Origin of the sequence: Streptomyces sp. NPDC001222, assembly GCF_042896945.1 — a bacterium.
Classification (GTDB): domain Bacteria; phylum Actinomycetota; class Actinomycetes; order Streptomycetales; family Streptomycetaceae; genus Streptomyces; species Streptomyces gibsoniae.
Window position 1 is genome coordinate 132,403 of record NZ_JBIAXT010000007.1, and the last position, 21,588, is coordinate 153,990.

Genomic DNA, 21,588 nt, shown 5'->3' on the forward strand with positions numbered 1-21,588 from the left:
ATGAGCGGCCCACGAAATGAGCGGCTTCGGAACGTAGCGTGCCCTACGAGATGAGCGCGTCCGGCTTGCCCTTGCTGCGTGGGCGTTCCTCGACCATCTTGCCCCAGACGATCAACCGGTACGTGCTGGTGAACTCCGGCGTGCAGGTGGTGAGGGTGATGTAACGGCCCGGCGCGGTGAAACCCGACCCCCTGGGTATGGGCGCCAGCACGCTGGTGTTGGACGGCGAGGTCACCGGGAGGGTGGACGTCATCTTGTAGACGAAGTAGTCGTCCTGCGTCTCCACCACGATCGCGTCGCCCGGCTGGAGGCGGTTGATGTACCGGAACGGCTCGCCGTGCGTGTTCCGGTGCCCCGCGAGCCCGAAGTTGCCCGTCTTGGCGTCCGGCATGGCCGTCTTGAGGCTGCCCTCGCCGTAGTGGCCGACCATGCCCTTGTCGAGGACCCCGGTCTTGCTGGTGCCCTCCGCGATCGGGGCGACCACGTCCAGCTTCGGGATGTGCAGGATGGCGAAGCCCTGCCCGGGTGCGAACACGCCCGGTGCCCGCTTGCCGCTCGCCCAGTCCTGCTGGAGGTGCTGGGCGGCGCTGCCCGCCTCCTGGTGGGCCCGTACGTTCGACCACCACAGCTGGTAGGTCACGAACAGCAGCATCACCACACCGGTGGTGATGAACAGCTCGCCCACCAGCCGGCTCATCACCACCGCGGCACCGGGCTTCTGGGCCCGTGCGGCCCGTCGGGCCTCCACCCGGGACCTGGGCGCCCCCGAAGCCGTCCCAGGGCTCTCAGCGGCCGTCTGCGGCCCGCTGGGGCCAGTCGGGCCCCCACCGCGCCGTCCGTGCCGTCCGGCAGCCTTGCGCCGCGCGGCACGGCCGCCCTGCGGGGCGGCGGCCCCGGCGGCACGGCGCGCCTCCTCCGGGTCCACGGCGCGCAGCGCGACCGTCTCGCTGTCCACCGGCATGCGCGGGTCGTAGGACGCGGCGGCCGAGGGCTCCTCGTACGCCGGGAAAACCGCTGTCGCGTCCTGTGCCTGCTGCGGTGCCTGCTGCCCGTAGGACTGCTGGTCACCGTGGCCTCCTGCGCCCTGCCACGCCTGCCCCTGCCACGCGCCACCGCCCTCGTACGGCTGCTGCCCGTACGAGGGTCCTTGGTCCGCGGCGTTCCCGTAGGAGGCGGCGGTGTCGCGCTCGGGGCGCAGCGCGGTCACGCCGTGGCCCTGCCCACCACCGGGGCGAGCCCCGCCGACCTCGCCACGGCCTCCCGGTCACCGCACTCCGCCAGCCAGTTGGCCATCATCCGGTGGCCGTGCTCGGTGAGCACCGACTCGGGATGGAACTGCACACCCTCGACCGGGAGTTCGCGGTGTCTGAGGCCCATGACGATCCCGTCGTGCGTCCGCGCCGTGATCTCCAGCTCGGCCGGCACCGTCTCCGGCTCGGCGGCCAGGGAGTGGTAGCGGGTCGCGGTGAAGGGGGAGGGGAGCCCGGCGAAGACGCCCTTGCCCTCGTGCTCGACGAGGGAGGTCTTGCCGTGCAGGAGTTCCGGTGCCCGGTCGACGACGCCGCCGTAGGCCACCTGCATCGACTGCATGCCCAGGCAGACGCCGAAGACGGGGACGCCGGTCGCGGCGCAGTGCCGCACCATCTCGACGCAGACGCCGGCCTCCTCGGGGGTGCCGGGCCCGGGCGACAGCAGCACGCCGTCGAAGCCGTCCTGCGCGTGGGCGGTGGACACCTCGTCGTTGCGGAGCACCTCGCACTCGGCGCCCAGCTGGTAGAGGTACTGCACCAGGTTGAAGACGAAGCTGTCGTAGTTGTCGACGACGAGAATGCGCGCGCTCACTGGTTGTCCACCGTCACATCGTTGAAGGGCAGCAGCGTTTCGGCCCACGGGAACACGTACTGGAAGAGGACATAGACCACGGCCAGGGCCAGGACGATCGAGATCAGCGCCCTCACCCAAGCGTTCCCCGGCAGATGCCGCCAGATCCAGCCGTACATGCCGTCCCTTTCGTCTCACCACGGCACCAGACTCCCGCCGCACGCAACCAGACTAACGGCGCAGGGCCTTCGGTTTCCCTGTGTCCACAGGCTGTGTGACATCGAGGTGCGCCCAGACGATCAGGCGATGACTGTGCCCCCATTCCGGATCGCACGTGGTCAGCGTCAGATAGCGTCCCGGACGCGTATACCCCGACTTACGTGGCACAGGGTCGATCACCTCAACGTCCGAGGGCACGGTTTTGTAAGGGCCTTTGTCGATCCGATACGTGAACCAGGTGGTGCCGTCGGTGAGGACGATCGCGTCGCCGGGCCGCAGCAGCGGGAAGTCCTTGAAGGGGTCGCCGTAGGTGCGCCGGTGTCCGGCGACCGCGAAGTCGCCCTCCTGGCCGAGCTGGGCGGTGTGCGCGTAGTGGCCGAGTCCCTTCTTGAGGGTGTCCGTGGCGGTGTCCTCCAGGACGGGCTTGTTCCACGTGAAACCGAACCGCGGGATGTACATGACGGCGAACGGTCTGCCGGGGACGTACGGGGCGGGTCTCCCGGGGCCGGCGGGGCTCCCGGACGTCGTCCTGCCCTTCGCCCACTGCCGGGTGAGCCGGTCGATCTGGTCGTGCATGGCACTGTCCGCCCGCACTCCGGTCCAGAGCAGGACGTAGACCACGAAGAGCACGATGAGGGTGCCGACGGTGATGCACAGTTCGCTGACGGTCCTGACGATCACGCGTACCGGCACAGGTTCCCCCAGCGGCAGCCGTTCCCGGTCCTTACTCCACGGGCTTCGCGTAGTGCAGGTCCACTGTGCCCGAGTAGCCGGGAAGAGTCACCGTTCCGTTCTCGGTGACGTTCCAGCCGAGGCCGTAGACGTTGACGTAGACCATGTAGTTCTGGATCGCGGGCGAGGCGGCGAGGGACTTCTGCAGCTTGTCCGGGTCACCGATCGCGGTGATCTTGTAGGGGGGCGAGTAGACGCGGCCCTGGAGGATCAGGGTGTTGCCGACGCAGCGCACGGCGCTGGTGGAGATCAGCCGCTGGTCCATGACCTTGATGCCGCGGGCGCCGCCCTGCCACAGGGCGTTCACCACGGCCTGCAGGTCCTGCTGGTGGATGACCAGGTAGTCGGGCTGCGGCTCGGGGTAGCCGGGGAGCTTGGCGGTGGCGCCCGGCGGGGCGTCGTTGAGGGTGACCGTGACGGCCTTGCCCGTGAGCTTCTGGGTGCCGGCGTTCTTCTCCAGCGCCGCGAGCCGGGCCTCCTCGGCCTTGCTGCTGCCGCCACCGGTCCGCTTGGCGAGGCCCTCGACGTCATCGCGCAGCGTCGCGTTGGACTCGTCGAGACGGGCGTTCTTGTGGCTGCGGTCGTGGATCAGGTCGGAGAGCTTCAGCAGCGAGGAGTCCGTACGGATGTTGGTGCCCTTGGCCGTGTTGAAGCTCGTGAAGAAGAGGAGCCCGGCGAGGGCGAAGACGCCCACGGTGAGGACACGCACGGGCCGCAGCCGGGGCGTGGTCCCCGTTCGGGGGGAACCGGAACCCGGCTGGGGGGAGTCGGCCGTATTGCTCAACGTACCCTTATCTCCTTAGGCGCCGCGGAAGCACTACGCTAACGGACGCCCGGGGGAGCGCTCAGTGTCCCCTTGTACGCTGCCCCGGAGCCCCGCCCCGTTCCCTGCGCGGCCACGCAGCGCATCGACAGGAGAGACCCTCGTGCCGAAGTCACGTATCCGCAAGAAGGCCGACTACACGCCGCCGCCGTCCAAGCAGGCCGCGAACATCAAGCTGGACAGCCGCGGCTGGGTCGCGCCCGTCATGTTGGCGATGTTCGTCATCGGCCTCGCATGGATCGTGGTCTTCTACGTGACCGACGGCTCGCTGCCCATCCACGCACTGCGCAACTGGAACATCGTGGTGGGCTTCGGCTTCATCGCGGCGGGGTTCGGCGTCTCCACACAGTGGAAGTAGCGGCCTCGCACGGTTGCGTGGACGGCTTCACCCGGGATCCTGCGGCGAGTTATCCACAGCTTTTGTCCACAGAGGCGGCGGCCAGTGGAAAAAGAACGACGATCTGTGGATAACCCATCGGGGGTTGACGCCGGTACGACGGGATCACCAGCCTCCGCAAGTATGTTCGCCCCCTGTCCCACCTGCGAAAACTCCGGCCGGTGACAGGGGGCACGCTTGTTCCCCACAGCATGCACAAGATCCGCCGCAGACTGTGGACAACGCTGGGTACAACCTGGGGCTACGGCCTGTGCGAATACGCCGCTCAGGTGAGCTGGGCCGTCCTCACGAGGGCCATCACGACCACGACGGCCAGCACGACTGCGCACGTCCCGTACTGGACGAGGTTCCGCCGCTCGCGCGGGGCGTGGACCATGGCGTAGCCGACCACCACACCGGCGACGAGTCCCCCGATATGGGCCTGCCATGCGATGTTGCCCCACCCGAAGGTGATGATCAGGTTGACCACCAGGAGACCGATCACCGGGCGCATGTCGTACCTGAGCCGGCGCATGAGCACGGCGGTGGCGCCGAAGAGCCCGAAGATCGCGCCGGAGGCGCCGAGCGAGGGCTCGACCGGGGCGGCGAGCAGATAGGTGAGCGCGCTGCCGGCCAGTCCGGAGGTGAAGTAGAGCGCGACATAGCGGGCGCGGCCCAGAGCCGCCTCCAGGGGTGCACCGATCCACCACAGACTGAGCATGTTGAACAGGATGTGGACGTAGTTGGCGTGCAGGAACATCGCCGTCAGCAGCCGGTACCACTGGCCCTCGGCGACACCCTGCAGCGGACCGCCCATCGAGAACGTCGCCTGCCCGATGAGGGCGAAGCGGTCGGTGAACGTGTCCCCCAGCGCCTGCTGGAGCAGGAAGACGATCAGATTGATCCCGATGAGGATCTTGGTGATCAGCCGGGGGTCGGCGGTGACGGTGCCGCCCGCGAGCGTGCGCGGCTGGGAGGCGGCCGGGGCGTGGCCCGTACCGGACCCGGTGCGGACGCACTCGGGGCACTGGAAGCCCACCGAGGCGCTGACCATGCACTCCGGGCAGATGGGCCGCTCGCAGCGGGTGCAGCGGATGGCCGTCTCACGGTCCGGGTGCCGGTAGCAGACCGGCAGCTCCCGGGCCTCGTGCGGCCCCTGGTTCTGCGGGTCCTGCGGACTGCCTGGCGCCTGGCCCATGGTCCCCTCACTCTCCGTACGACGGGTTGGCCCCGCCCTATCCTCTTACGGATGGGCGGGGCGCTTTTGTTCCCTCGTGCGGGGTGTCCCGGTGGGGTCAGCCCTCGCGGGACTCGACGACGACCGACTCGATGACGACGTCGTTGACCGGACGGTCCGTGCGCGGGTTGGTCTGGGTGGTGGCGATGGAGTCCACGACCTTCTGGCTCGCCGCGTCGGCGACCTCACCGAAGATGGTGTGCTTGCGGGTCAGCCAGGCCGTCGGGGCGACCGTGATGAAGAACTGCGAGCCGTTGGTGCCCGGGCCGGCGTTGGCCATGGCCAGCAGGTACGGCTTGTCGAAGGCGAGGTCCGGGTGGAACTCGTCCTCGAACTGGTAGCCGGGGCCACCCGTGCCGTTGCCCAGCGGGTCACCGCCCTGGATCATGAAGCCGCTGATCACCCGGTGGAAGACCGTGCCGTCGTAGAGCTTCTTCGTGGACTTCTCACCGGTGGCGGGATCGACCCACTCGCGCTCGCCCTTGGCGAGCTCGACGAAGTTACGGACCGTCTTGGGCGCGTGGTTCGGCAGGAGCCGGACCAGGATGTCGCCGTGGTTGGTCTTCAGGGTGGCGTAAAGCTGCTCAGCCACGATGTGCCTTCCGTTGTCCTCTGTGACTCCCTGATCCTCGCACGCTACGCGCCCCGAGTCGTCCGGCCACCGCTTCTGGGCCGCATCCGCGGTGTGTTCCCCCGGCACACCCCGGTCGGCTGACCGCGCGACCGGGAGGATCCGGGACCGGGCTCCGGGCCGCCCCGGAGTCCGGGAGAGCGGAAATCAGGCCGGGTCCTGCCGTCACGGGGGCGCGGCACGGCGATCCGTGGCATTGTCGGGGACAAGCTCCTGTTGCCCGTATTCATCCGCTATAGCGCGCGATCAGCCGAATGCATGTGATCGTCCCGTCCGTCGTCGGTCCGGTACCGGCCCGAGGCGCCCCGTGCGGCTCCTCATGGCCTTGTGACCCGGATGCCCGTCCTCGCATGCTCGGGAGTCCTTCGAGAGGCATGATCCGTAAAAGGCGGGAAAGTCGAATGACCGTACGCCACCGAGGAGGAGGAATCCCGTGACCCGCATCGACAGCGTGCGCGCCGCGACCGGCTCGGCGAAGGACAGCGTGCTGCATGCCGCGGAAGTGGTGGCGCCCTACGCCGACACGGCCAAGGACAAGGCAGCGCACTACGCACACGAGGCGCGCGTGCGTCTCGCACCCCGGGTGTCGCAGGCCGCCGAGCAGGCTCGTATCCAGTACGGCGCCCACCTCGCCCCGCGACTGGAACAGGCCCGCACCCATGTGCCACCCAAGGTGGACCATGCCGCGCAGGAAGCGGCCGCCTACACCCTCAAGGCCGCCCGTCAGGCAGCCGACTACTCCCGCCCGCGGATCGAGCAGGCGGTCGCGGTCGCCGGTCCGGTACGGGAGGAGGCGGCGGCCCGTGGAGCCGCGGCGCTGGCCGCGCTGCGCGGTCAGGTCACACCGCAGCAGGTCCAGAAGCTGGTGCGGCGGCAGCGGCGGCGGGCCAGGGCCGGCCGTGCCCTCAAGGGACTGGGGCTGCTGGGCCTGCTGACCGCCGGCGCCTTCGCCGCCTGGAAGTGGTGGGACAAGCAGGCGAACCCCGAGTGGCTCGTGGAGCCTCCCGCCGCGACCGAGATCCCGCAGGACGACCGTCTGACGTCGGTGGACGGCACCGACTCGCTGGACCCGGACGTACAGGCGAAGCAGGCCGAGGAGGATTCCTCGGACGGCGACGACCGCCGCTGAATCCGAACGGCGTCGACACCGGACCTCAACGCCCGTGTGGGGCAGGAGACTTGAACGACTCCTGCCCCACAGTGCTGCCCCGGCGATGTTTCACGTGGAACGGCGTGGGAGCCCGCACACACCCCAGGGGCAGCGGAAGATTCCCCCTCACTCCCGGACGGTGTCCACACTTTCTCCGCGCGATGACGTTTGCAACGCCTCATGTGTGCATGTTCCGTGGAGACTTCACTTACGGAGCGCATCCCTACGCTTACGCACCTCCGGGCACATCGACCCACACAAGATGTCTCAAACCACCCCGCACCGGCCCCCTGACCTCACCGGCCCCTCACCTCGGAGCCCGGAGTTCGGCGAGCGTCGATATCGTTTGCGCAAAGAAATGCAATGTCTGCAAACAGGCAGGAGTGGTGCAGGTCACCCCCAAAGGAAAACCGGCCAGCCGCCGCGAGGGCGCCTGACCGGTCCGAGATTGTGGAGCCTAGGGGAGTCGAACCCCTGACATCTGCCATGCAAAGACAGCGCTCTACCAACTGAGCTAAGGCCCCGAGTACGCACGTCCGGCCGACGCGGACACACATCGCCGGGCGCTGCGCACCAGCGTACCGGGTCACCCCCGGAATCTCGCAAAAAAGTGGGGGGTCCCCGTGGACGACCACTCTCCGTAAGATGCTCGTCGTGGTTCGCGACAGCGAACCGCAGTACTTGGGGAAGCGATGGGGAGACGCAATGGACGCCGCACAGCAGGAAGCCACCGCAAGAGCGCGGGAGCTGCAGCGGAACTGGTACGGAGAGCCGTTGGGGGCGCTCTTCCGTAAGCTCATCGAGGATCTCGGCCTCAACCAGGCCCGTCTCGCCGGTGTACTGGGCCTGTCCGCGCCGATGCTGTCACAGCTGATGAGCGGTCAGCGCGCCAAGATCGGCAATCCCGCGGTGGTCCAGCGGGTGCAACTGCTGCAGGACCTGGCGGGGCAGGTCGCGGACGGCAGTGTGAGCGCGGCCGAGGCGACCGAGCGGATGGACGAGATCAGAAAGTCCCAGGGGGGCACCGTGCTCAACAACACCGCGCAGACGACGAGCAGTTCGGGAGTGCCCACGGTCAAGCGGGTGGTACGCGAGATCCAGTCACTGCTGCGTTCGGTGGCGGCGGCCGGCGACATCATCGAGGCGGCGGACACCCTCGCCCCGAGCCACCCGGAGCTGGCAGAGTTCCTCCGGGTGTACGGCGCCGGCCGCACTTCCGACGCGGTCGCCCACTACCAGTCCCACCAGAACTAGCCGAGACCTCGGCCGCCGGGGGCTCCCGCGCCGGGGAGGGTGCGCGGGAGTCCCCGACGCCGTCCGGAAGGGGGAGCGACGTACGACCATGGGTGAGGTCTTCGCCGGACGGTACGAACTGGTCGATCCCATCGGGCGCGGGGGAGTCGGCGCGGTCTGGCGCGCCTGGGACCACCGGCGGCGCCGCTATGTGGCCGCGAAGGTCCTGCAGCAGAGAGACGCCCACGCGCTGCTGCGCTTCGTGCGCGAGCAGGCGCTGCGCATCGACCATCCCCATGTGCTCGCCCCGGCCAGCTGGGCCGCGGACGACGACAAGGTCCTGTTCACCATGAACCTGGTCGCCGGGGGCTCGCTGGTCCATCTCGTCGGGGACTACGGCCCGCTGCCTCCCGCGTTCGTCTGCACCCTGCTCGACCAGTTGCTGTCCGGGCTCGCCGCCGTGCACGCGGAAGGTGTCGTGCACCGGGACATCAAGCCCGCCAACGTGCTTCTGGAGGCCACCGGCACCGCCCGGCCCCGGCTGCGGCTGTCCGACTTCGGCATCGCGATGCGCCTGGGAGAGCCGCGGCTGACGGAGACCGACTATGTCGTGGGGACCCCCGGCTATCTCGCACCCGAGCAACTGCTCGGCTCGGAACCGGACTTCCCGTCCGATCTGTTCGCCGTGGGCCTGGTCGCGCTGTATCTGCTCCAGGGCGCCAAACCGGACGCCAGGGCCCTGGTCGAGCACTTCGCGTCCCATGGCACTCCCGGGGCACCGCGCGGCGTTCCCGCGCCCCTGTGGGAGGTCGTGGCGACACTGCTGCAACCGGACCCGGCCGCGCGTTTCCGCACCGCCACGGGGGCACGCAAGGCCCTCGGCTCGGCCAGGGAGCTGCTGCCCGAGCCGGGCGACGACGACGATCAGGTCGAGATCTTCGACCAACTCGGGCCGCTCCCGGCGGGATTCGGGCCCGAGGGACCGCTGGGTACGGCGTCGGGGGTGACGGGGCGCACACGCCCATCGGGGGCCGCGGACGGAGCATCGGGCCGCGCACTCGACGCATCGGGCAACGCGGCAGGTGGCACGGGGGCAAGCGACTCGCGGGCGCATGGCTCGGGGGCGAACGGCACCGCCTGGCCGACGTCCGCCGGGACCGAGGGCGGACCGGCACGGCTCATGACCGGTGCGATCCCCCCACGCCCGACCACCGCACCCACAGCGTCCGGCACGCCCGCGCCCGCCGCCCCTCCCACGCCCCCTCCCCCTGGCCCCGGCACCCCCGCCATGGCCCCCGGGCCGCCTCCCCCCGCGGTACAACCGCAGGTCGCGCCCGACGGCGTACCGCCCAGGCCGGCCGTCGATCCGACGCCTCCCGCGCGGCCGTCCACGATGTCGGACACCGGAAGCTTCCCGCTGCCGCCGCCGCTGCCACGAGCGGCGCTCGGTGCGGTGCCGGGGCCGCCCGGACAGCCACCCGCGCCCCCCGCCACCGTCGTGGCCCCGGCTCCGGCGCCCGCGTACACGGCACCCGCCCCACGTCACGAACCCACGTACGTGCCCGCCGCCGGCCCGCACACGGCCCCGGCGCCCGCCGCCGGGCAGAGCGCCCACGCGGGGGCCGTGCCGTCGCCGTACGCCTCCACCCGGCCGCAGCGGGTCGCGCGGCACGGCCGAAGAGCGGCTCCCCGGCCGACGGGACCGCCGGCGAAGGTCGCCGTGCCGGTCCTGCTCCTCGCGCTCGTCTGCTTCGCGGTGGGCTTCTGGGCCCTCACCCGCATCTGAGCAGAGCGGCTCCCCGGCCGGCGGGACCGCCGGCGAAGGTCGCCGTGCCGGTCCTGCTCCTCGCGCTCGTCTGCTTCGCGGTGGGCTTCTGGGCCCTGACCCGCATCTGAGCGGCGCTCACCCCGCCCGGCGGCGCTCCCGCCGACGGGCGGCCACGGTCCACAGGCCGAGCCACAGGACCAGCGCGCTTCCCGTGCCGATCCCGCCCACGGCGACCATGGTCATCGCGCGGGGGTCAGCCGCCGCCACCTTGCGGATGCGGGTCGGAGCGGTACGGGGCGAGGATCCGCCCGAGCCGTCGCCCGGACCCGCGTCGGACCGCGTCCCGGCCCCCGCCGCCGCCTCCTCCCGGTCCCCGGCCCTGACCAGGAACACATCACGCGGCGCGGACCGCCCGGCGTACACCGGCCCGGGCACCGGTTTCCCGCTCACCCGCACCCGCAGGGTCAGCCCGAACGGGCCGCTGCCGAACCGTTCCGCCGTGGGCGCCCCGAGGTGGACGGCCAGGTAGTACCAGCCCGCGAACCGCATGCCGCCCGCACGGCTGCCGACGGCCCCGCGGTTGGCGTAGTCGACGGGCGGCAGCGGATCCAGTGCCGCCGAGGTCTGCGCGCCGCTGTACCCGGCGTCGGCGTCCTCGACGTAGGCCCGGACGGGGTTGTACAGCGACATGGCCAGGGCGGTGCCGACATAGCCGTCGCCGCCCCCGGAGCTGCCCATCTCGACACTGGCGGAGAGCTGCTGTCCCCAGTCGACGGGCACCTTGTAGAAGAGGGTCTCTCCCGGCCTGATCGCGTCCTGCCAGACGCCCTGCCCCACCGCGCTCGCCCCGGCGAAGCCGGCCCCTCCCGCGCGCCGCGCGGCCTCGCCGCGTACGGGCTCGGGGGGCGCGGAGTTCCAGGTGCCGGGCGGGGTGACGGCACCGGTCCGGCGCGGGGCCGGCTCGGAGACGTAGTCGAGCTCCAGATCCCAGCCGATGGGCAGGGCGGCGGTCAGGTCGCGCCGTTCGACGACCACGTAGTACGGCCCCGCCCCCTTGCACCCGTAGGTCCCGGGGCCGGTCTCGCGCGAGGCCCAGGCGGCGATCGGGTGCGGGCTCTGGGTCGGACCGAAGTGCGCGGTGTCCGAGGAGCAGGTGGTGCCGTCGGCGTCCTGCACGGACACCTTGAGGCCGTCGGATGAGGTGACCCGGGCCCCCGCCCGCGGCACGGCCGTCGCGGAGACGTAGGCGTTGGTGGCGGCGTCGAGGTCGAGCCGGTAGTAGCGCTTGGCCCCCGGGGGCAGTGCGCTGCGGTAGAGGTGCCCGGGATCCAGGCGTGCGGCGTCCGTGGTGCCCGTCGCACCGGTGATCGTGCGGGCGTCGGGGGCGAACGCGTACGCGGCGGGCGGGCCGTCGTCGGCCGCGGAGGCCGGTGCGGCCTGCGCGGGGAGCACGGACGCCGCACCGAGCGCCATCGCCGCGCACATCGCCAGGGCCGCGTGCGCCGGCGTACGACTACGCCGCGGGGCTCCGCCTCCCGCTTCCGTACGCCGCTTCCTCACGCTGCACCCCCGCCGTGCTCCGCTGTCCCGGGCCGCCGCCCATCCTGCCCCGCGGGCCACGGCGACATCCCGGTATTGCGTACGAGCGGCCGAAACGCTCCCCCTGAGGAGGCGGGGAAACACAAAACCCCGACCGCACCGGCGGTCGGGGCCTGCTCTGATGTCTGTCGTCCGTGAGGACTCACGAACCCGTGGGCACGGAGTCGGTCGCCTCCGTCCACAGATCCTGCTCGGCGCGATCCGCCTGGATCTGGCGGTACACGAGGAGCCCGCCGATGGCGGCCAGTGCGACCAGGAGAAGCTTCTTCACCGCGCGACCTCGTCTTTCCTTGACGTAGGGGACTTCTGGCGCCCGACTATACACACCGATTGATATCGATCGGTGACCTGAGCCGGTGCTCAACTCCGGTCCGGCAGACCCGAGTACGGCCGGGCGCCCTGGTCGCATCTCCGCGTGAGCACCCCTCACAGAGTGTGATGTTCGACGCCCTCCCGCGCCTTTCCTGACTTTTCCGGGTCCTGTGCGTCCATCCGAGTGGTGTTCATCCGAAGATCGACGCGCCACGGGCGTCGGTCCACCACTTCGCGACCCCCATACACATCATGAGGAAAGTACGCAAATCGCTCGACCCGAAAGTGAGGGGTCATGGCCCGTAACACGGTCTTGAAGCTGTGGACCGCCGTCGTCACCGCCTTCCTCGCGCTGTTCACCGCGCTGGGACTCATCACCACGACCACCGCCGCCGCGGAGGTACCCCAGCACCAGCCGGCCCGCAACACGACCAGCGCCCAGGTGACACCGACGCGACCGGTCCACACACGATGGCCCCGCGACCGGTCCCTGCCCCCCACGATGAAACAACGGATCCGCGCCGAGGCCCACGGTTCCTCCCCGACCTGCCGTGGCCGCCTACCGGTCTCCGCCCCGACGCTCCGCCTGGCCCGCTGCGCGCTCCGAGCCCCCAGCCGGCCCGCCGATCCTCCCGAAACGACCGTGCGGCTCCAGCACTGACCTGACCCCTCCGACCGCGCGCCGCCGTCCCCTCAGAAAACGTCGCGGCCCCACCCCGGGCGATCTTGCGTACAACAACACCCCCAGGGCAAACGGCCCGGCATCTGCTCCCAGGTGCCGGGCCGTTGACACATGCCGCCGCTCAGAACCGGATGCGTCCTTTCCCGCGGGAATGTCCGTGGGACCGCCGAGTGAGGATCAGACCCTGCCCATCCACGGGACGCCGGATCCACCGGCAGGAAATCGCCCACTCTCGGCGTCAGCACGACGTCGATCACTCTCGCCGACTCCGGACGGGAGGCATCCGGGCAGGTCACAGGGGGACGCAAGGCGGCTTTCTTGATGTGCGCCGTAAATGCCGAGGACCCCCGACCTTGATCGGTCGGGGGTCCTCGTGCTGGTGGGGCTAACAGGATTTGAACCTGTGGCCTCATCCTTATCAGGGATGCGCTCTAACCAACTGAGCTATAGCCCCGCCGCGCTTTGCGGTGTGTGTCCCGCGCGCTGACCCCTGAAGATTAGCGCACGACGTGGGAAGTCCCAAAATCGGTTACCCGGGGGCGGACGGCCGGGCCGTCGCGCCCCTTCAGGTCCCGCTCACTCGTCCTCCGCCAGCGTCAGCTCGACGCCGCCCACGAAGCCCGCGGAGAGGTTGTAGATGAACGCGCCGAGCGTCGCGAGGGCGGTCGCCAGGATCACGTCGATGACCGCGATGACCGTCGTGAAGATGAGGACGTTCGGCAGGGACAGGAACGACTGGAGGTCGAAGCCGTTCGAATCGTTCGAGCCGGTGGCCTCCGAGATCGTCCCGCCGACCGTGGAGAAGACACCCATGGCGTCCATGACCATCCACAGCACCGCGGCCGCCACGATCGTGCAGATGCCGAGCGCCAGGGAGAGCAGGAAGCTGACCTTCATCACCGACCACGGGTCGGCCTTCGCCACCCTGAGCCGCGCCTTGCGGGTGCGGGGAGTGGTGCTCGCGCCGGTCCGGGGACGGCGCACGGCGCCTGCCGCCGGCTGCTGCTGCGCCTGGTAGGCCTGCGGCGGGTGGTAGGGCCCCGCGGCCTGCTGCGACCGGCGCTCCCCCGGCAGGGGTGAGACGTCGGCCGGTGCCGCGGCCGGCTGTGCCTCCGGCGCGGCCTGCTGCGCGGCCGGAGCGGCGCCCGGAGCGGCCGGACCCGCTCCAGCCTCGTACTGCTGGGTCTGCGGGCCTCGGGTGTCCGTCACAGTTCCCCCCTGGGATCCATGAGACTCATGGGAGTGCGTCGAGTCCGTGGCGGAGCCACGGCCGCCGCCGTCCGTGTCCGTACCGGTCGATCCGGCGCCCGTGGCTCCGCTCACGCTGACTCACTCCTCGTGCTACTCGGCCGAGGGCGCCAGACCCTCGTCCGTGCCGGTGGCCGCGGCCTCGGCGGTCTCGTCCACGGCATCGTCACCGTCGACCTCCACCGCCTCACGCCCCGCCTCGGCGTTACGTGCGATGCCGACCACGGCATCGCGCTTGCCCAGGTTGATCAGTTGGACGCCCATGGTGTCACGGCCCGTCTCCCTGACCTCGTTGACTCGCGTACGAATCACACCGCCCGACAGCGTGATGGCGAGGATCTCGTCGGTCTCCTCGACCACCAGCGCGCCGACGAGCGAACCACGGTCCTCGACGATCTTGGCAGCCTTGATGCCGAGGCCGCCGCGACCCTGGACGCGGTACTCGTCGACGACGGTCCGCTTCGCGTACCCGCCGTCGGTGGCAGTGAACACGAACGTACCGGGTCGAACAACATTCATCGAGAGAAGCTCGTCCCCCTCGCGGAAGCTCATGCCCTTGACGCCCGAGGTGGCACGGCCCATCGGACGCAGGGATTCGTCGGTCGCGGTGAACCGGATCGACTGAGCCTTCTTGCTGATCAGAAGCAGATCATCGTCGGGCGACACCAGCTCCGCCCCGATCAGTTCGTCATCGGAACCGTCCTCCATCTCGCGGAGATTGATCGCGATGACACCACCGGAGCGCGGCGAATCGTAATCCTTCAGAGGCGTCTTCTTGACCAGTCCGCCCTTGGTGGCGAGCACCAGGTACGGCGCGGCCTCGTAGTCGCGGATGGCGAGGATCTCGGCGATCGCCTCGTCGGGCTGGAAGGCCAGCAGGTTCGCGACGTGCTGGCCGCGGGCGTCCCGGCCGGCGTCCGGCAGCTCGTAGGCCTTGGCCCGGTAGACCCGGCCCTTGTTGGTGAAGAACAGCAGCCAGTGATGCGTCGTCGACACGAAGAAGTGGTCGACGATGTCGTCCTCCTTCAGCTTCGTGCCGCGCACTCCCTTGCCGCCGCGCTTCTGCGCCCGGTAGTCGTCGGTCTTCGTGCGCTTGATGTAGCCGCCGCGGCTGACCGTGACGACGATGTCCTCCTCGGCGATGAGGTCCTCGATGGACATGTCACCGTCGAAGGGAACGAGCTGGCTGCGGCGGTCGTCGCCGAACTTCTCGACGATCGCGGCGAGCTCCTCGCTGATGATGCCGCGCTGGCGGACGGGCGAGGCGAGGATCTCGTTGTACTCGCGGATCTTCGCCTGGAGCTCGTCGTGCTCCTGGACGATCTTCTGGCGCTCCAGGGCCGCGAGGCGGCGCAGCTGCATCTCGAGGATGGCGTTCGCCTGGATGTCGTCGATCTCCAGGAGGCTCATCAGGCCGTCGCGCGCGATCTCGACGGTGTCGCTGCGCCGGATCAGCGCGATGACCTCGTCGATGGCGTCCAGAGCCTTCAGCAGACCGCGCAGGATGTGCGCGCGCTCCTCGGCCTTGCGCAGCCGGAAGCGCGTACGGCGGACGATGACCTCGATCTGGTGCGTCACCCAGTGGCGGATGAACGCGTCCAGGGACAGGGTGCGCGGCACGCCGTCGACCAGCGCCAGCATGTTGGCGCCGAAGTTCGTCTGCAGGTCGGTGTGCTTGTAGAGGTTGTTCAGCACGACCTTGGCGACCGCGTCGCGCTTCAGGACGATGACCAGGCGCTGGCCCGTGCGGGAGGAGGTCTCGTCACGGACGTCCGCGATGCCGCCGATCTTGCCGTCCTTGACCAGGTCGGCGATCTTCTGCGCGAGGTTGTCCGGGTTGACCTGGTACGGCAGCTCGGTGACCACCAGGCACTGGCGGTTCTGGATCTCCTCGACCTCGACGACCGCGCGCATGGTGATCGAGCCGCGGCCGGTGCGGTAGGCCTCCTCGATGCCCTTGCGGCCCACCACCAGCGCGCCGGTCGGGAAGTCGGGGCCCTTGATGCGCTCGATGAGGGCGTCGAGCAGCTCCTCGTGCGAGGCCTCGGGGTTCTCCAGGTACCACTGGGCGCCGGCCGCGACCTCCCGCAGGTTGTGCGGCGGGATGTTGGTCGCCATGCCGACCGCGATACCGGCGGAGCCGTTGATCAGCAGGTTCGGGAAGCGGGACGGAAGGACCGTCGGCTCCTGGGAGCGGCCGTCGTAGTTGTCCGTGAAATCGACGGTGTCCTCGTCGATGTCGCGGACCATCTCCATCGACAGCGGCGCCATCTTGCACTCGGTGTAGCGCATGGCCGCGGCGGGGTCGTTGCCCGGGGAGCCGAAGTTGCCGTTGGAGTCCACCAGCGGCATCCGCATCGACCACGGCTGCGCGAGGCGGACCAGCGCGTCGTAGATGGAGGAGTCGCCGTGCGGGTGGTAGTTGCCCATGACGTCGCCGACGACGCGGGCGCACTTGTAGAAGCCCTTCTCGGGCCGGTAGCCGCCGTCGTACATCGCGTACAGGACGCGGCGGTGCACGGGCTTGAGGCCGTCCCGCACGTCGGGCAGCGCACGCGAGACGATGACGGACATCGCGTAGTCGAGGTACGAGCGCTGCATCTCCGTCTCGAGCCCGACAGGCTCGATGCGCAGGGTGTCGCCGCCCTCTTCAGGTGTCACGGGGGTGTTCTCGTCGGCCATTGCTGGTGAAGATCCTTCCTGGTGCGGTCAGCTGAGACCGACTCAGATGTCGAGGAAGCGGACGTCCTTGGCGTTGCGCTGGATGAACGCGCGGCGTGCCTCGACGTCCTCGCCCATCAGGACCGAGAAGAGGTCGTCGGCCTGGGCCGCGTCGTCGAGGGTGACCTGGCCGAGGACGCGGTGGTCGATGTCCATGGTGGTCACCCGCAGCTCCTCGGCGTTCATCTCGCCGAGGCCCTTGAAGCGCTGCACCGAGTCGTCCTTGATCCGCTTGCCGTTGCGGCGGCCCAGCTCGATCAGCGCGTCCCGCTCGCGGTCCGAGTACGCGTACTCGAAGTCGTCCCGGCCCCACTTGATCTTGTAGAGCGGCGGACGGGAGAGGAACACGTGGCCGGCCTCGACCAGTGGCCGCATGAAGCGGAACAGGAAGGTCAGCAGCAGGGTGTTGATGTGCTGGCCGTCGACATCGGCGTCCGCCATCAGGATGATCTTGTGATAGCGGAGCTTGGAGATGTCGAAGTCCTCGTGCACGCCGGTGCCGAAGGCGGAGATCAGTGCCTGGATCTCCTGGTTCTGCAGGATCTTGTCGATCCGCGCCTTCTCGACGTTGAGGATCTTGCCTCGGATCGGGAGGATCGCCTGGTACTGCGGGTTGCGGCCGGACTTGGCCGAGCCGCCGGCGGAGTCACCCTCGACGATGAAGATCTCGCACTTGGTGGGGTCGTTCGACTGGCAGTCGGACAGCTTGCCCGGCAGCGACGCCGTCTCCAGCAGGCCCTTGCGGCGGGTGAGGTCACGGGCCTTGCGGGCCGCCACGCGCGCGGTGGCCGCCTGGATGCCCTTGCGGACGATGTCCGTCGCCTCGTTCGGGTTGCGGTCCAGCCAGTCGTTGAGGTGCTCGTAGACCGCCTTCTGGACGAAGGTCTTCGCCTCGGTGTTGCCGAGCTTGGTCTTGGTCTGGCCCTCGAACTGCGGCTCGCTCAGCTTGACCGAGATGATCGCGGTCAGGCCCTCACGGATGTCGTCACCGGTGAGGTTGTCGTCCTTGTCGCGCAGCAGCTTCTTGTCCCGCGCGTACTTGTTGATCAGCGAGGTCAGCGCGGCGCGGAAGCCCTCTTCGTGCGTACCGCCCTCGTGGGTGTGGATGATGTTGGCGAAGGAGTACACGCCCTCGCTGTAGCCGCTGTTCCACTGCATCGCGACCTCGAGGGACAGGCTCTTGTCCCTGTCCTCGGCCTCCAGGTCGATCACGGTGGGGTGCACCACGTCTCCCTTGCGGGAGTTGAGGTACTTCACGAAGTCGACGATGCCGCCCTCGTAGTGGTACGTGACGGTCTTGACCTCGGCCTTCTCGTCGGCACCCGCCTCGTCCGCCCCGGTCGTGGCCTTCGCCGACTCGCGCTCGTCGGTGAGCCTGATCGTCAGGCCCTTGTTGAGGAACGCCATCTCCTGGAAGCGCCGCGAGAGCGTCTCGAAGGAGTACTCGGTCGTCTCGAAGATGTCCGGGTCGGCCCAGAAGGTGACCGAGGTGCCGGTCTCGTCGGTGGGCTCGTGCCGCTGGAGCGGCGCTGTGGGGACGCCCATCTTGTAGTCCTGCGTCCAGCGGTATCCGTCGGTCTTGACCTCGACGGAAACCTTGCCGGACAGGGCGTTCACGACGGAGACGCCGACGCCGTGCAGACCACCGGAGACCGCGTAGCCGCCGCCGCCGAACTTGCCGCCTGCGTGCAGCACGGTCAGCACGACCTCGACGGCAGGCTTGTTCTCGGAAGGGACGATGCCCACCGGAATACCGCGGCCGTTGTCGACGACACGCACACCGCCGTCGGCGAGGATCGTCACGTCGATCGTGTCCGCGTAGCCGGCCAGCGCCTCGTCGACCGAGTTGTCGACGACCTCGTACACGAGGTGGTGCAGTCCACGCTCACCGGTCGAGCCGATGTACATACCGGGTCGCTTGCGGACCGCGTCCAGACCCTCGAGGACGGTGATGGCGCTGGCGTCGTACGACGCAGTCACCTCGCCGTTCGCGCTGGTCGCCGCGTCGGCGTCGGTGGAGGGGATGTTCTCGTTGGGGTTGCCGGAATCGGCCACGAAGCGCCCTTTCTGGCACAGCACAAGCCAGGCTCGTCGGCGGTTGCCGGAGCGGCTGCGGCGTGTTGCGTTGGTAAGCCTTGATCAGCGTTGCTCAGCGTTACCCGGACGGTCCCCACGATCGGGGCGGGATTGTCACCCAGTCTACCGGTAGCGCCGACAGTGATGGGGGTTTGCCGGTACCTGGATCCGCATGTGCCGCCCTCAACCGGTCTCGCCCGACTCCCCATATGCGGAACGGGTCTCCAAGGGGCTCTACGCGGCACTCAGCGCTTCCGGCTGTCAACCCTTGGCAACGTCGGAGTCCGGTGGGCGTTCGCAACCGCGCGCGAGCACAGTGAAAGGGCCGTCGGCGCATGCGTCCGACGGCCCGACGTGATGTCGGTCACCCGTAGGTGTCGCCGGGGCCCGTGCTCCCCGGGGCGCGCAGGGGGCCGAAGCGGCGGGCGGGGCCGCCGGGCCCATGGACCTTGATCAACCGGACCGTTCCGTGCCCGAGATCGTCGTTCAGCCGCGCGACCAGCTGCGGGGCCAGCAGCCGCAGCTGCGTGGCCCAGGCCGTGGAGTCGCAGCCCACGGTCAGAACGCGCTCGTCCTCGTCGTACCGCTGCGGGACGCAGTGCTTGGCCAGGTCCTCGCCGACGATCTGCGGCCAGCGGCCCATCACACCGCCGACCGCCGCCGGGGTCTCCCAGCCGCGCTCGGTGATCAGCCGGTTGATGGCCGCCCCGAGCGCCATGGGGTCGCGGCCGTCGGCGCGCGCGCCGGAGCGCAGGCCGCCGCGTCGCGCCTGCTTCTTCTGCTGTGCCGCGTCCCCCCGCGCGCGTGCCTGCTCCTTGGCGGCTCGGAGCGCCACGCGCGCGAGGTCCACGCCCGACAGCTCGGGGGTCTTCTTCGGTGCGGGTTCGCCGGTGCTCATGCGCGCTCCACGGTGCCGTCGGACACGGCGTACCGCGTCCCTGTCAGTACGTGCGGTACGTCGTCGTCGACCGCGGCGGTCACCAGGACCTGCTCACCGGGCGCCACCAGCTCGGCGAGGCGCTCGCGGCGGCGGGTGTCCAGCTCGGCGAAGACGTCGTCGAGGACGAGCACCGGCTCGTTGCCCTCCGCACGGAGGAGGTCGTACGACGCCAGGCGCAGCGCCAGCGCGTAGGACCAGGACTCGCCGTGGGACGCGTACCCCTTGGCGGGCAGCTGACCGAGTTTGAGGAGCAGATCGTCGCGATGGGGTCCCACCAGGGTGACGCCGCGCTCGATCTCCTGCTTGCGGGCCTCGGCGAGCGCGGCCGTCAGCTGCTCGTAGAGGGCCTCGCGGGTGTGGGCCTCGCCGGCCGCGGACGGCTTGTACTCCAGGGCGAGGGGGCCGCCGCCGGGGGCCAGCTGCTCGTACGCCTTGTCGGCGAGCGGCTGGAGCGCGGCGATCAGGTCGAGGCGCTGGGCGAGCAGCTCCGCGCCCGCGCGCGCGAGGTGCTGGTCCCAGACGTCGAGCGTGGACAGGTCCATGGAGCGGCCGCCGTGGCGGCGGGCCAGCGCGGCCGACTTGAGGAGGGTGTTGCGCTGCTTGAGGACCCGGTCGTAGTCGGAGCGGACGGCCGCCATACGCGGGGAGCGGGCGGTGATCAGCTCGTCCAGGAAGCGGCGGCGCTCGCCGGGGTCGCCCTTGACCAGCGCGAGGTCCTCGGGCGCGAACAGCACGCTGCGCACGATGCCGAGCACGTCACGTGGTCTGACCTGCGAGGACCTGTTGATGCGGGCGCGGTTGGCCCTGCCCGGGTTCAGCTCCAGTTCGACCAGTTGCTGTCGGTCGCCCTGCCGGACCTGCGCCCGGATGATCGCGCGCTCGGCGCCCATCCGGACCAGGGGGGCGTCGGAGGAGACGCGGTGGCTGCCGAGGGTGGCGAGATAGCCGACCGCTTCCACGAGGTTGGTCTTGCCCTGGCCGTTGGGACCGACGAAGGCGGTGACGCCCGGGTCGAGCGGGACCTCGACCCGGGCGTACGAGCGGAAGTCGGCCAGCGACAGATGCGTGACGTGCATGGTCGTTCGCCGACCTCCCTCAGGGGTGTGTGGACCGCCGGGCGGTCCTGTGGATCACTTCTTCTCGACCGCGTGGCCGCCGAACTGGTTCCGCAGCGCCGCGATCATCTTCATCTGCGGCGAGTCGTCCTGCCGCGAGCTGAAGCGCGCGAACAGCGACGCGGTGATCGCCGGCAGCGGCACCGCGTTGTCGATGGCCGCCTCCACGGTCCAGCGGCCCTCGCCGGAGTCGGCCGCCCAGCCGCGCAGCTTGTCCAGGTGCTCGTCCTCGTCGAGGGCGTTGACCGCGAGGTCCAGCAGCCAGGAGCGGATGACCGTGCCCTCCTGCCAGGAACGGAAGACCTCGCGAACGTTCTCCACGGAGTCGACCTTCTCCAGCAGCTCCCAGCCCTCGGCGTAGGCCTGCATCATCGCGTACTCGATGCCGTTGTGGACCATCTTCGCGAAGTGGCCCGCGCCGACCTTGCCCGCGTGCACCGCGCCGAAGGCGCCCTCGGGCTTGAGGGCGTCGAAGACCGGCTGCACCTTGGCGACGTCCGCGGCGTCGCCGCCGTACATCAGCGCGTAGCCGTTCTCCAGGCCCCAGACGCCGCCGGAGACACCGCAGTCGACGAAGCCGATGCCCTTGGCCGCGAGTTCCTCGGCGTGCTTCTCGTCGTCCGTCCAGCGGGAGTTGCCGCCGTCCACGACGACGTCACCGGGCTCCAGCAGCTTGGCCAGCTCGTCGATCGTGGACTGGGTCGGGCCACCGGCCGGGACCATCACCCACACCACCCGCGGGGCCTGCAGCTTGTCCACAAGCTCTTCGAGGCTGTGGACGTCGGCGAGGTCCGGGTTGCGGTCGTATCCGATGACGGTGTGGCCTGCGCGGCGGATCCGCTCGCGCATGTTGCCGCCCATCTTGCCGAGGCCGACGAGACCGAGCTCCATCAGTTGTTCCTTAG

The 21,588-nt window shown here is 70.0% G+C and carries 20 protein-coding genes and 2 tRNA genes; 5 read left to right on the forward strand and 17 right to left on the reverse strand.

From position 1 onward, the window contains the following. Positions 1-43: 43 nt before the first annotated feature. Genes ACFY2Z_RS12745 through ACFY2Z_RS12765 form a run of 5 tightly spaced genes read right to left on the reverse strand, consistent with a single transcriptional unit; the run spans position 44 to position 3,556 of the window. A complete protein-coding gene (locus ACFY2Z_RS12745; RefSeq protein ID WP_390744193.1) occupies positions 44-1,207 on the reverse strand; it encodes a class E sortase in 1,164 nt (387 codons plus the stop codon). After that, positions 1,204-1,842: an aminodeoxychorismate/anthranilate synthase component II gene (locus tag ACFY2Z_RS12750; RefSeq protein ID WP_390744194.1), complete on the reverse strand. Its 639-nt coding sequence runs from the start codon at positions 1,840-1,842 to the stop codon at positions 1,204-1,206. The genes ACFY2Z_RS12745 and ACFY2Z_RS12750 overlap by 4 nt, the downstream gene beginning before the upstream one ends. Continuing rightward, the gene (locus tag ACFY2Z_RS12755; protein WP_390744195.1) at positions 1,839-2,000 is read right to left on the reverse strand and encodes a hypothetical protein; all 162 of its coding nucleotides are present in this window, start codon (positions 1,998-2,000) and stop codon (positions 1,839-1,841) included. The genes ACFY2Z_RS12750 and ACFY2Z_RS12755 overlap by 4 nt, the downstream gene beginning before the upstream one ends. A gap of 52 nt (positions 2,001-2,052) precedes the next feature. Further along, a complete protein-coding gene (locus tag ACFY2Z_RS12760) occupies positions 2,053-2,733 on the reverse strand; it encodes a class E sortase (RefSeq protein ID WP_390744196.1) in 681 nt (226 codons plus the stop codon). Between the two features lie 31 nt (positions 2,734-2,764). Then, positions 2,765-3,556 carry a DUF881 domain-containing protein gene (locus ACFY2Z_RS12765; RefSeq protein WP_390744197.1) on the reverse strand — a complete coding sequence of 264 codons (792 nt, stop codon included), beginning with the start codon at positions 3,554-3,556 and terminating at the stop codon, positions 2,765-2,767. 142 nt (positions 3,557-3,698) lie between these two features. On the opposite strand from ACFY2Z_RS12765, the gene crgA reads away from it, so the two are divergent. Continuing rightward, positions 3,699-3,953 carry a cell division protein CrgA gene (gene crgA, locus ACFY2Z_RS12770; protein WP_390744198.1) on the forward strand — a complete coding sequence of 85 codons (255 nt, stop codon included), beginning with the start codon at positions 3,699-3,701 and terminating at the stop codon, positions 3,951-3,953. A 304-nt stretch (positions 3,954-4,257) separates the two neighbouring features. On the opposite strand, the gene ACFY2Z_RS12775 is transcribed toward crgA, so the two are convergent. Then, entirely contained in the window at positions 4,258-5,169 is a 912-nt protein-coding gene (locus tag ACFY2Z_RS12775; protein WP_390744199.1) for a rhomboid family intramembrane serine protease, read from the reverse strand. 97 nt (positions 5,170-5,266) lie between these two features. Then, on the reverse strand, positions 5,267-5,800 hold the full coding sequence (locus ACFY2Z_RS12780; RefSeq protein ID WP_311693760.1) for a peptidylprolyl isomerase: 534 nt from the start codon (positions 5,798-5,800) through the stop codon (positions 5,267-5,269). 472 nt (positions 5,801-6,272) lie between these two features. Here ACFY2Z_RS12780 and ACFY2Z_RS12785 point away from each other — a divergent pair, with 472 nt between their 5' ends. Continuing rightward, positions 6,273-6,968: a DUF5324 family protein gene (locus ACFY2Z_RS12785; protein ID WP_390744200.1), complete on the forward strand. Its 696-nt coding sequence runs from the start codon at positions 6,273-6,275 to the stop codon at positions 6,966-6,968. Positions 6,969-7,440: 472 nt separating this feature from the next. Here the strand turns inward: ACFY2Z_RS12785 and ACFY2Z_RS12790 are convergent. After that, a tRNA-Ala gene (locus tag ACFY2Z_RS12790) sits at positions 7,441-7,513 on the reverse strand. A gap of 181 nt (positions 7,514-7,694) precedes the next feature. On the opposite strand from ACFY2Z_RS12790, the gene ACFY2Z_RS12795 reads away from it, so the two are divergent. Beyond that, entirely contained in the window at positions 7,695-8,243 is a 549-nt protein-coding gene (locus ACFY2Z_RS12795; RefSeq protein ID WP_390744201.1) for a helix-turn-helix domain-containing protein, read from the forward strand. A gap of 88 nt (positions 8,244-8,331) precedes the next feature. Next, positions 8,332-10,008 (forward strand): protein kinase, encoded by a 1,677-nt coding sequence (locus tag ACFY2Z_RS12800; RefSeq protein WP_390744202.1) that lies wholly within the window; start codon positions 8,332-8,334, stop codon positions 10,006-10,008. A gap of 117 nt (positions 10,009-10,125) precedes the next feature. Here the strand turns inward: ACFY2Z_RS12800 and ACFY2Z_RS12805 are convergent, their stop codons facing one another. Both ACFY2Z_RS12805 and ACFY2Z_RS12810 read right to left on the reverse strand, forming a co-directional pair. Then, positions 10,126-11,463, reverse strand: a complete 1,338-nt coding sequence (locus ACFY2Z_RS12805) for a hypothetical protein (RefSeq protein ID WP_390744203.1) — start codon at positions 11,461-11,463, stop codon at positions 10,126-10,128. A gap of 268 nt (positions 11,464-11,731) precedes the next feature. Then, on the reverse strand, positions 11,732-11,860 hold the full coding sequence (locus tag ACFY2Z_RS12810) for a DLW-39 family protein (RefSeq protein WP_003999697.1): 129 nt from the start codon (positions 11,858-11,860) through the stop codon (positions 11,732-11,734). A 336-nt stretch (positions 11,861-12,196) separates the two neighbouring features. Here ACFY2Z_RS12810 and ACFY2Z_RS12815 point away from each other — a divergent pair, with 336 nt between their 5' ends. After that, the gene (locus ACFY2Z_RS12815) at positions 12,197-12,562 is read left to right on the forward strand and encodes a DUF6344 domain-containing protein (RefSeq protein WP_390744204.1); all 366 of its coding nucleotides are present in this window, start codon (positions 12,197-12,199) and stop codon (positions 12,560-12,562) included. A gap of 398 nt (positions 12,563-12,960) precedes the next feature. Here ACFY2Z_RS12815 and ACFY2Z_RS12820 read toward each other — a convergent pair. From ACFY2Z_RS12820 to gnd, 7 genes are all read right to left on the reverse strand, one after another. Then, positions 12,961-13,037, reverse strand: a tRNA-Ile gene (locus ACFY2Z_RS12820). 122 nt (positions 13,038-13,159) lie between these two features. Then, positions 13,160-13,906 (reverse strand): DUF3566 domain-containing protein, encoded by a 747-nt coding sequence (locus ACFY2Z_RS12825; RefSeq protein ID WP_390744205.1) that lies wholly within the window; start codon positions 13,904-13,906, stop codon positions 13,160-13,162. A gap of 18 nt (positions 13,907-13,924) precedes the next feature. Beyond that, positions 13,925-16,513 carry a DNA gyrase subunit A gene (gene gyrA, locus ACFY2Z_RS12830; RefSeq protein WP_390744206.1) on the reverse strand — a complete coding sequence of 863 codons (2,589 nt, stop codon included), beginning with the start codon at positions 16,511-16,513 and terminating at the stop codon, positions 13,925-13,927. Positions 16,514-16,555: 42 nt separating this feature from the next. Further along, positions 16,556-18,631, reverse strand: coding sequence for a DNA topoisomerase (ATP-hydrolyzing) subunit B (gyrB, locus tag ACFY2Z_RS12835; protein ID WP_390744207.1), 2,076 nt, complete (start codon positions 18,629-18,631; stop codon positions 16,556-16,558). Positions 18,632-18,992: 361 nt separating this feature from the next. Beyond that, positions 18,993-19,526 carry a DUF721 domain-containing protein gene (locus ACFY2Z_RS12840; RefSeq protein WP_390744208.1) on the reverse strand — a complete coding sequence of 178 codons (534 nt, stop codon included), beginning with the start codon at positions 19,524-19,526 and terminating at the stop codon, positions 18,993-18,995. Then, positions 19,523-20,644, reverse strand: a complete 1,122-nt coding sequence (recF, locus tag ACFY2Z_RS12845) for a DNA replication/repair protein RecF (RefSeq protein WP_390744209.1) — start codon at positions 20,642-20,644, stop codon at positions 19,523-19,525. Before recF ends, ACFY2Z_RS12840 begins: the two co-directional genes overlap by 4 nt. Before the next feature lie 54 nt (positions 20,645-20,698). After that, the gene (gnd, locus tag ACFY2Z_RS12850) at positions 20,699-21,574 is read right to left on the reverse strand and encodes a phosphogluconate dehydrogenase (NAD(+)-dependent, decarboxylating) (RefSeq protein WP_390744210.1); all 876 of its coding nucleotides are present in this window, start codon (positions 21,572-21,574) and stop codon (positions 20,699-20,701) included. Between the last annotated feature and the right edge of the window lie 14 nt (positions 21,575-21,588).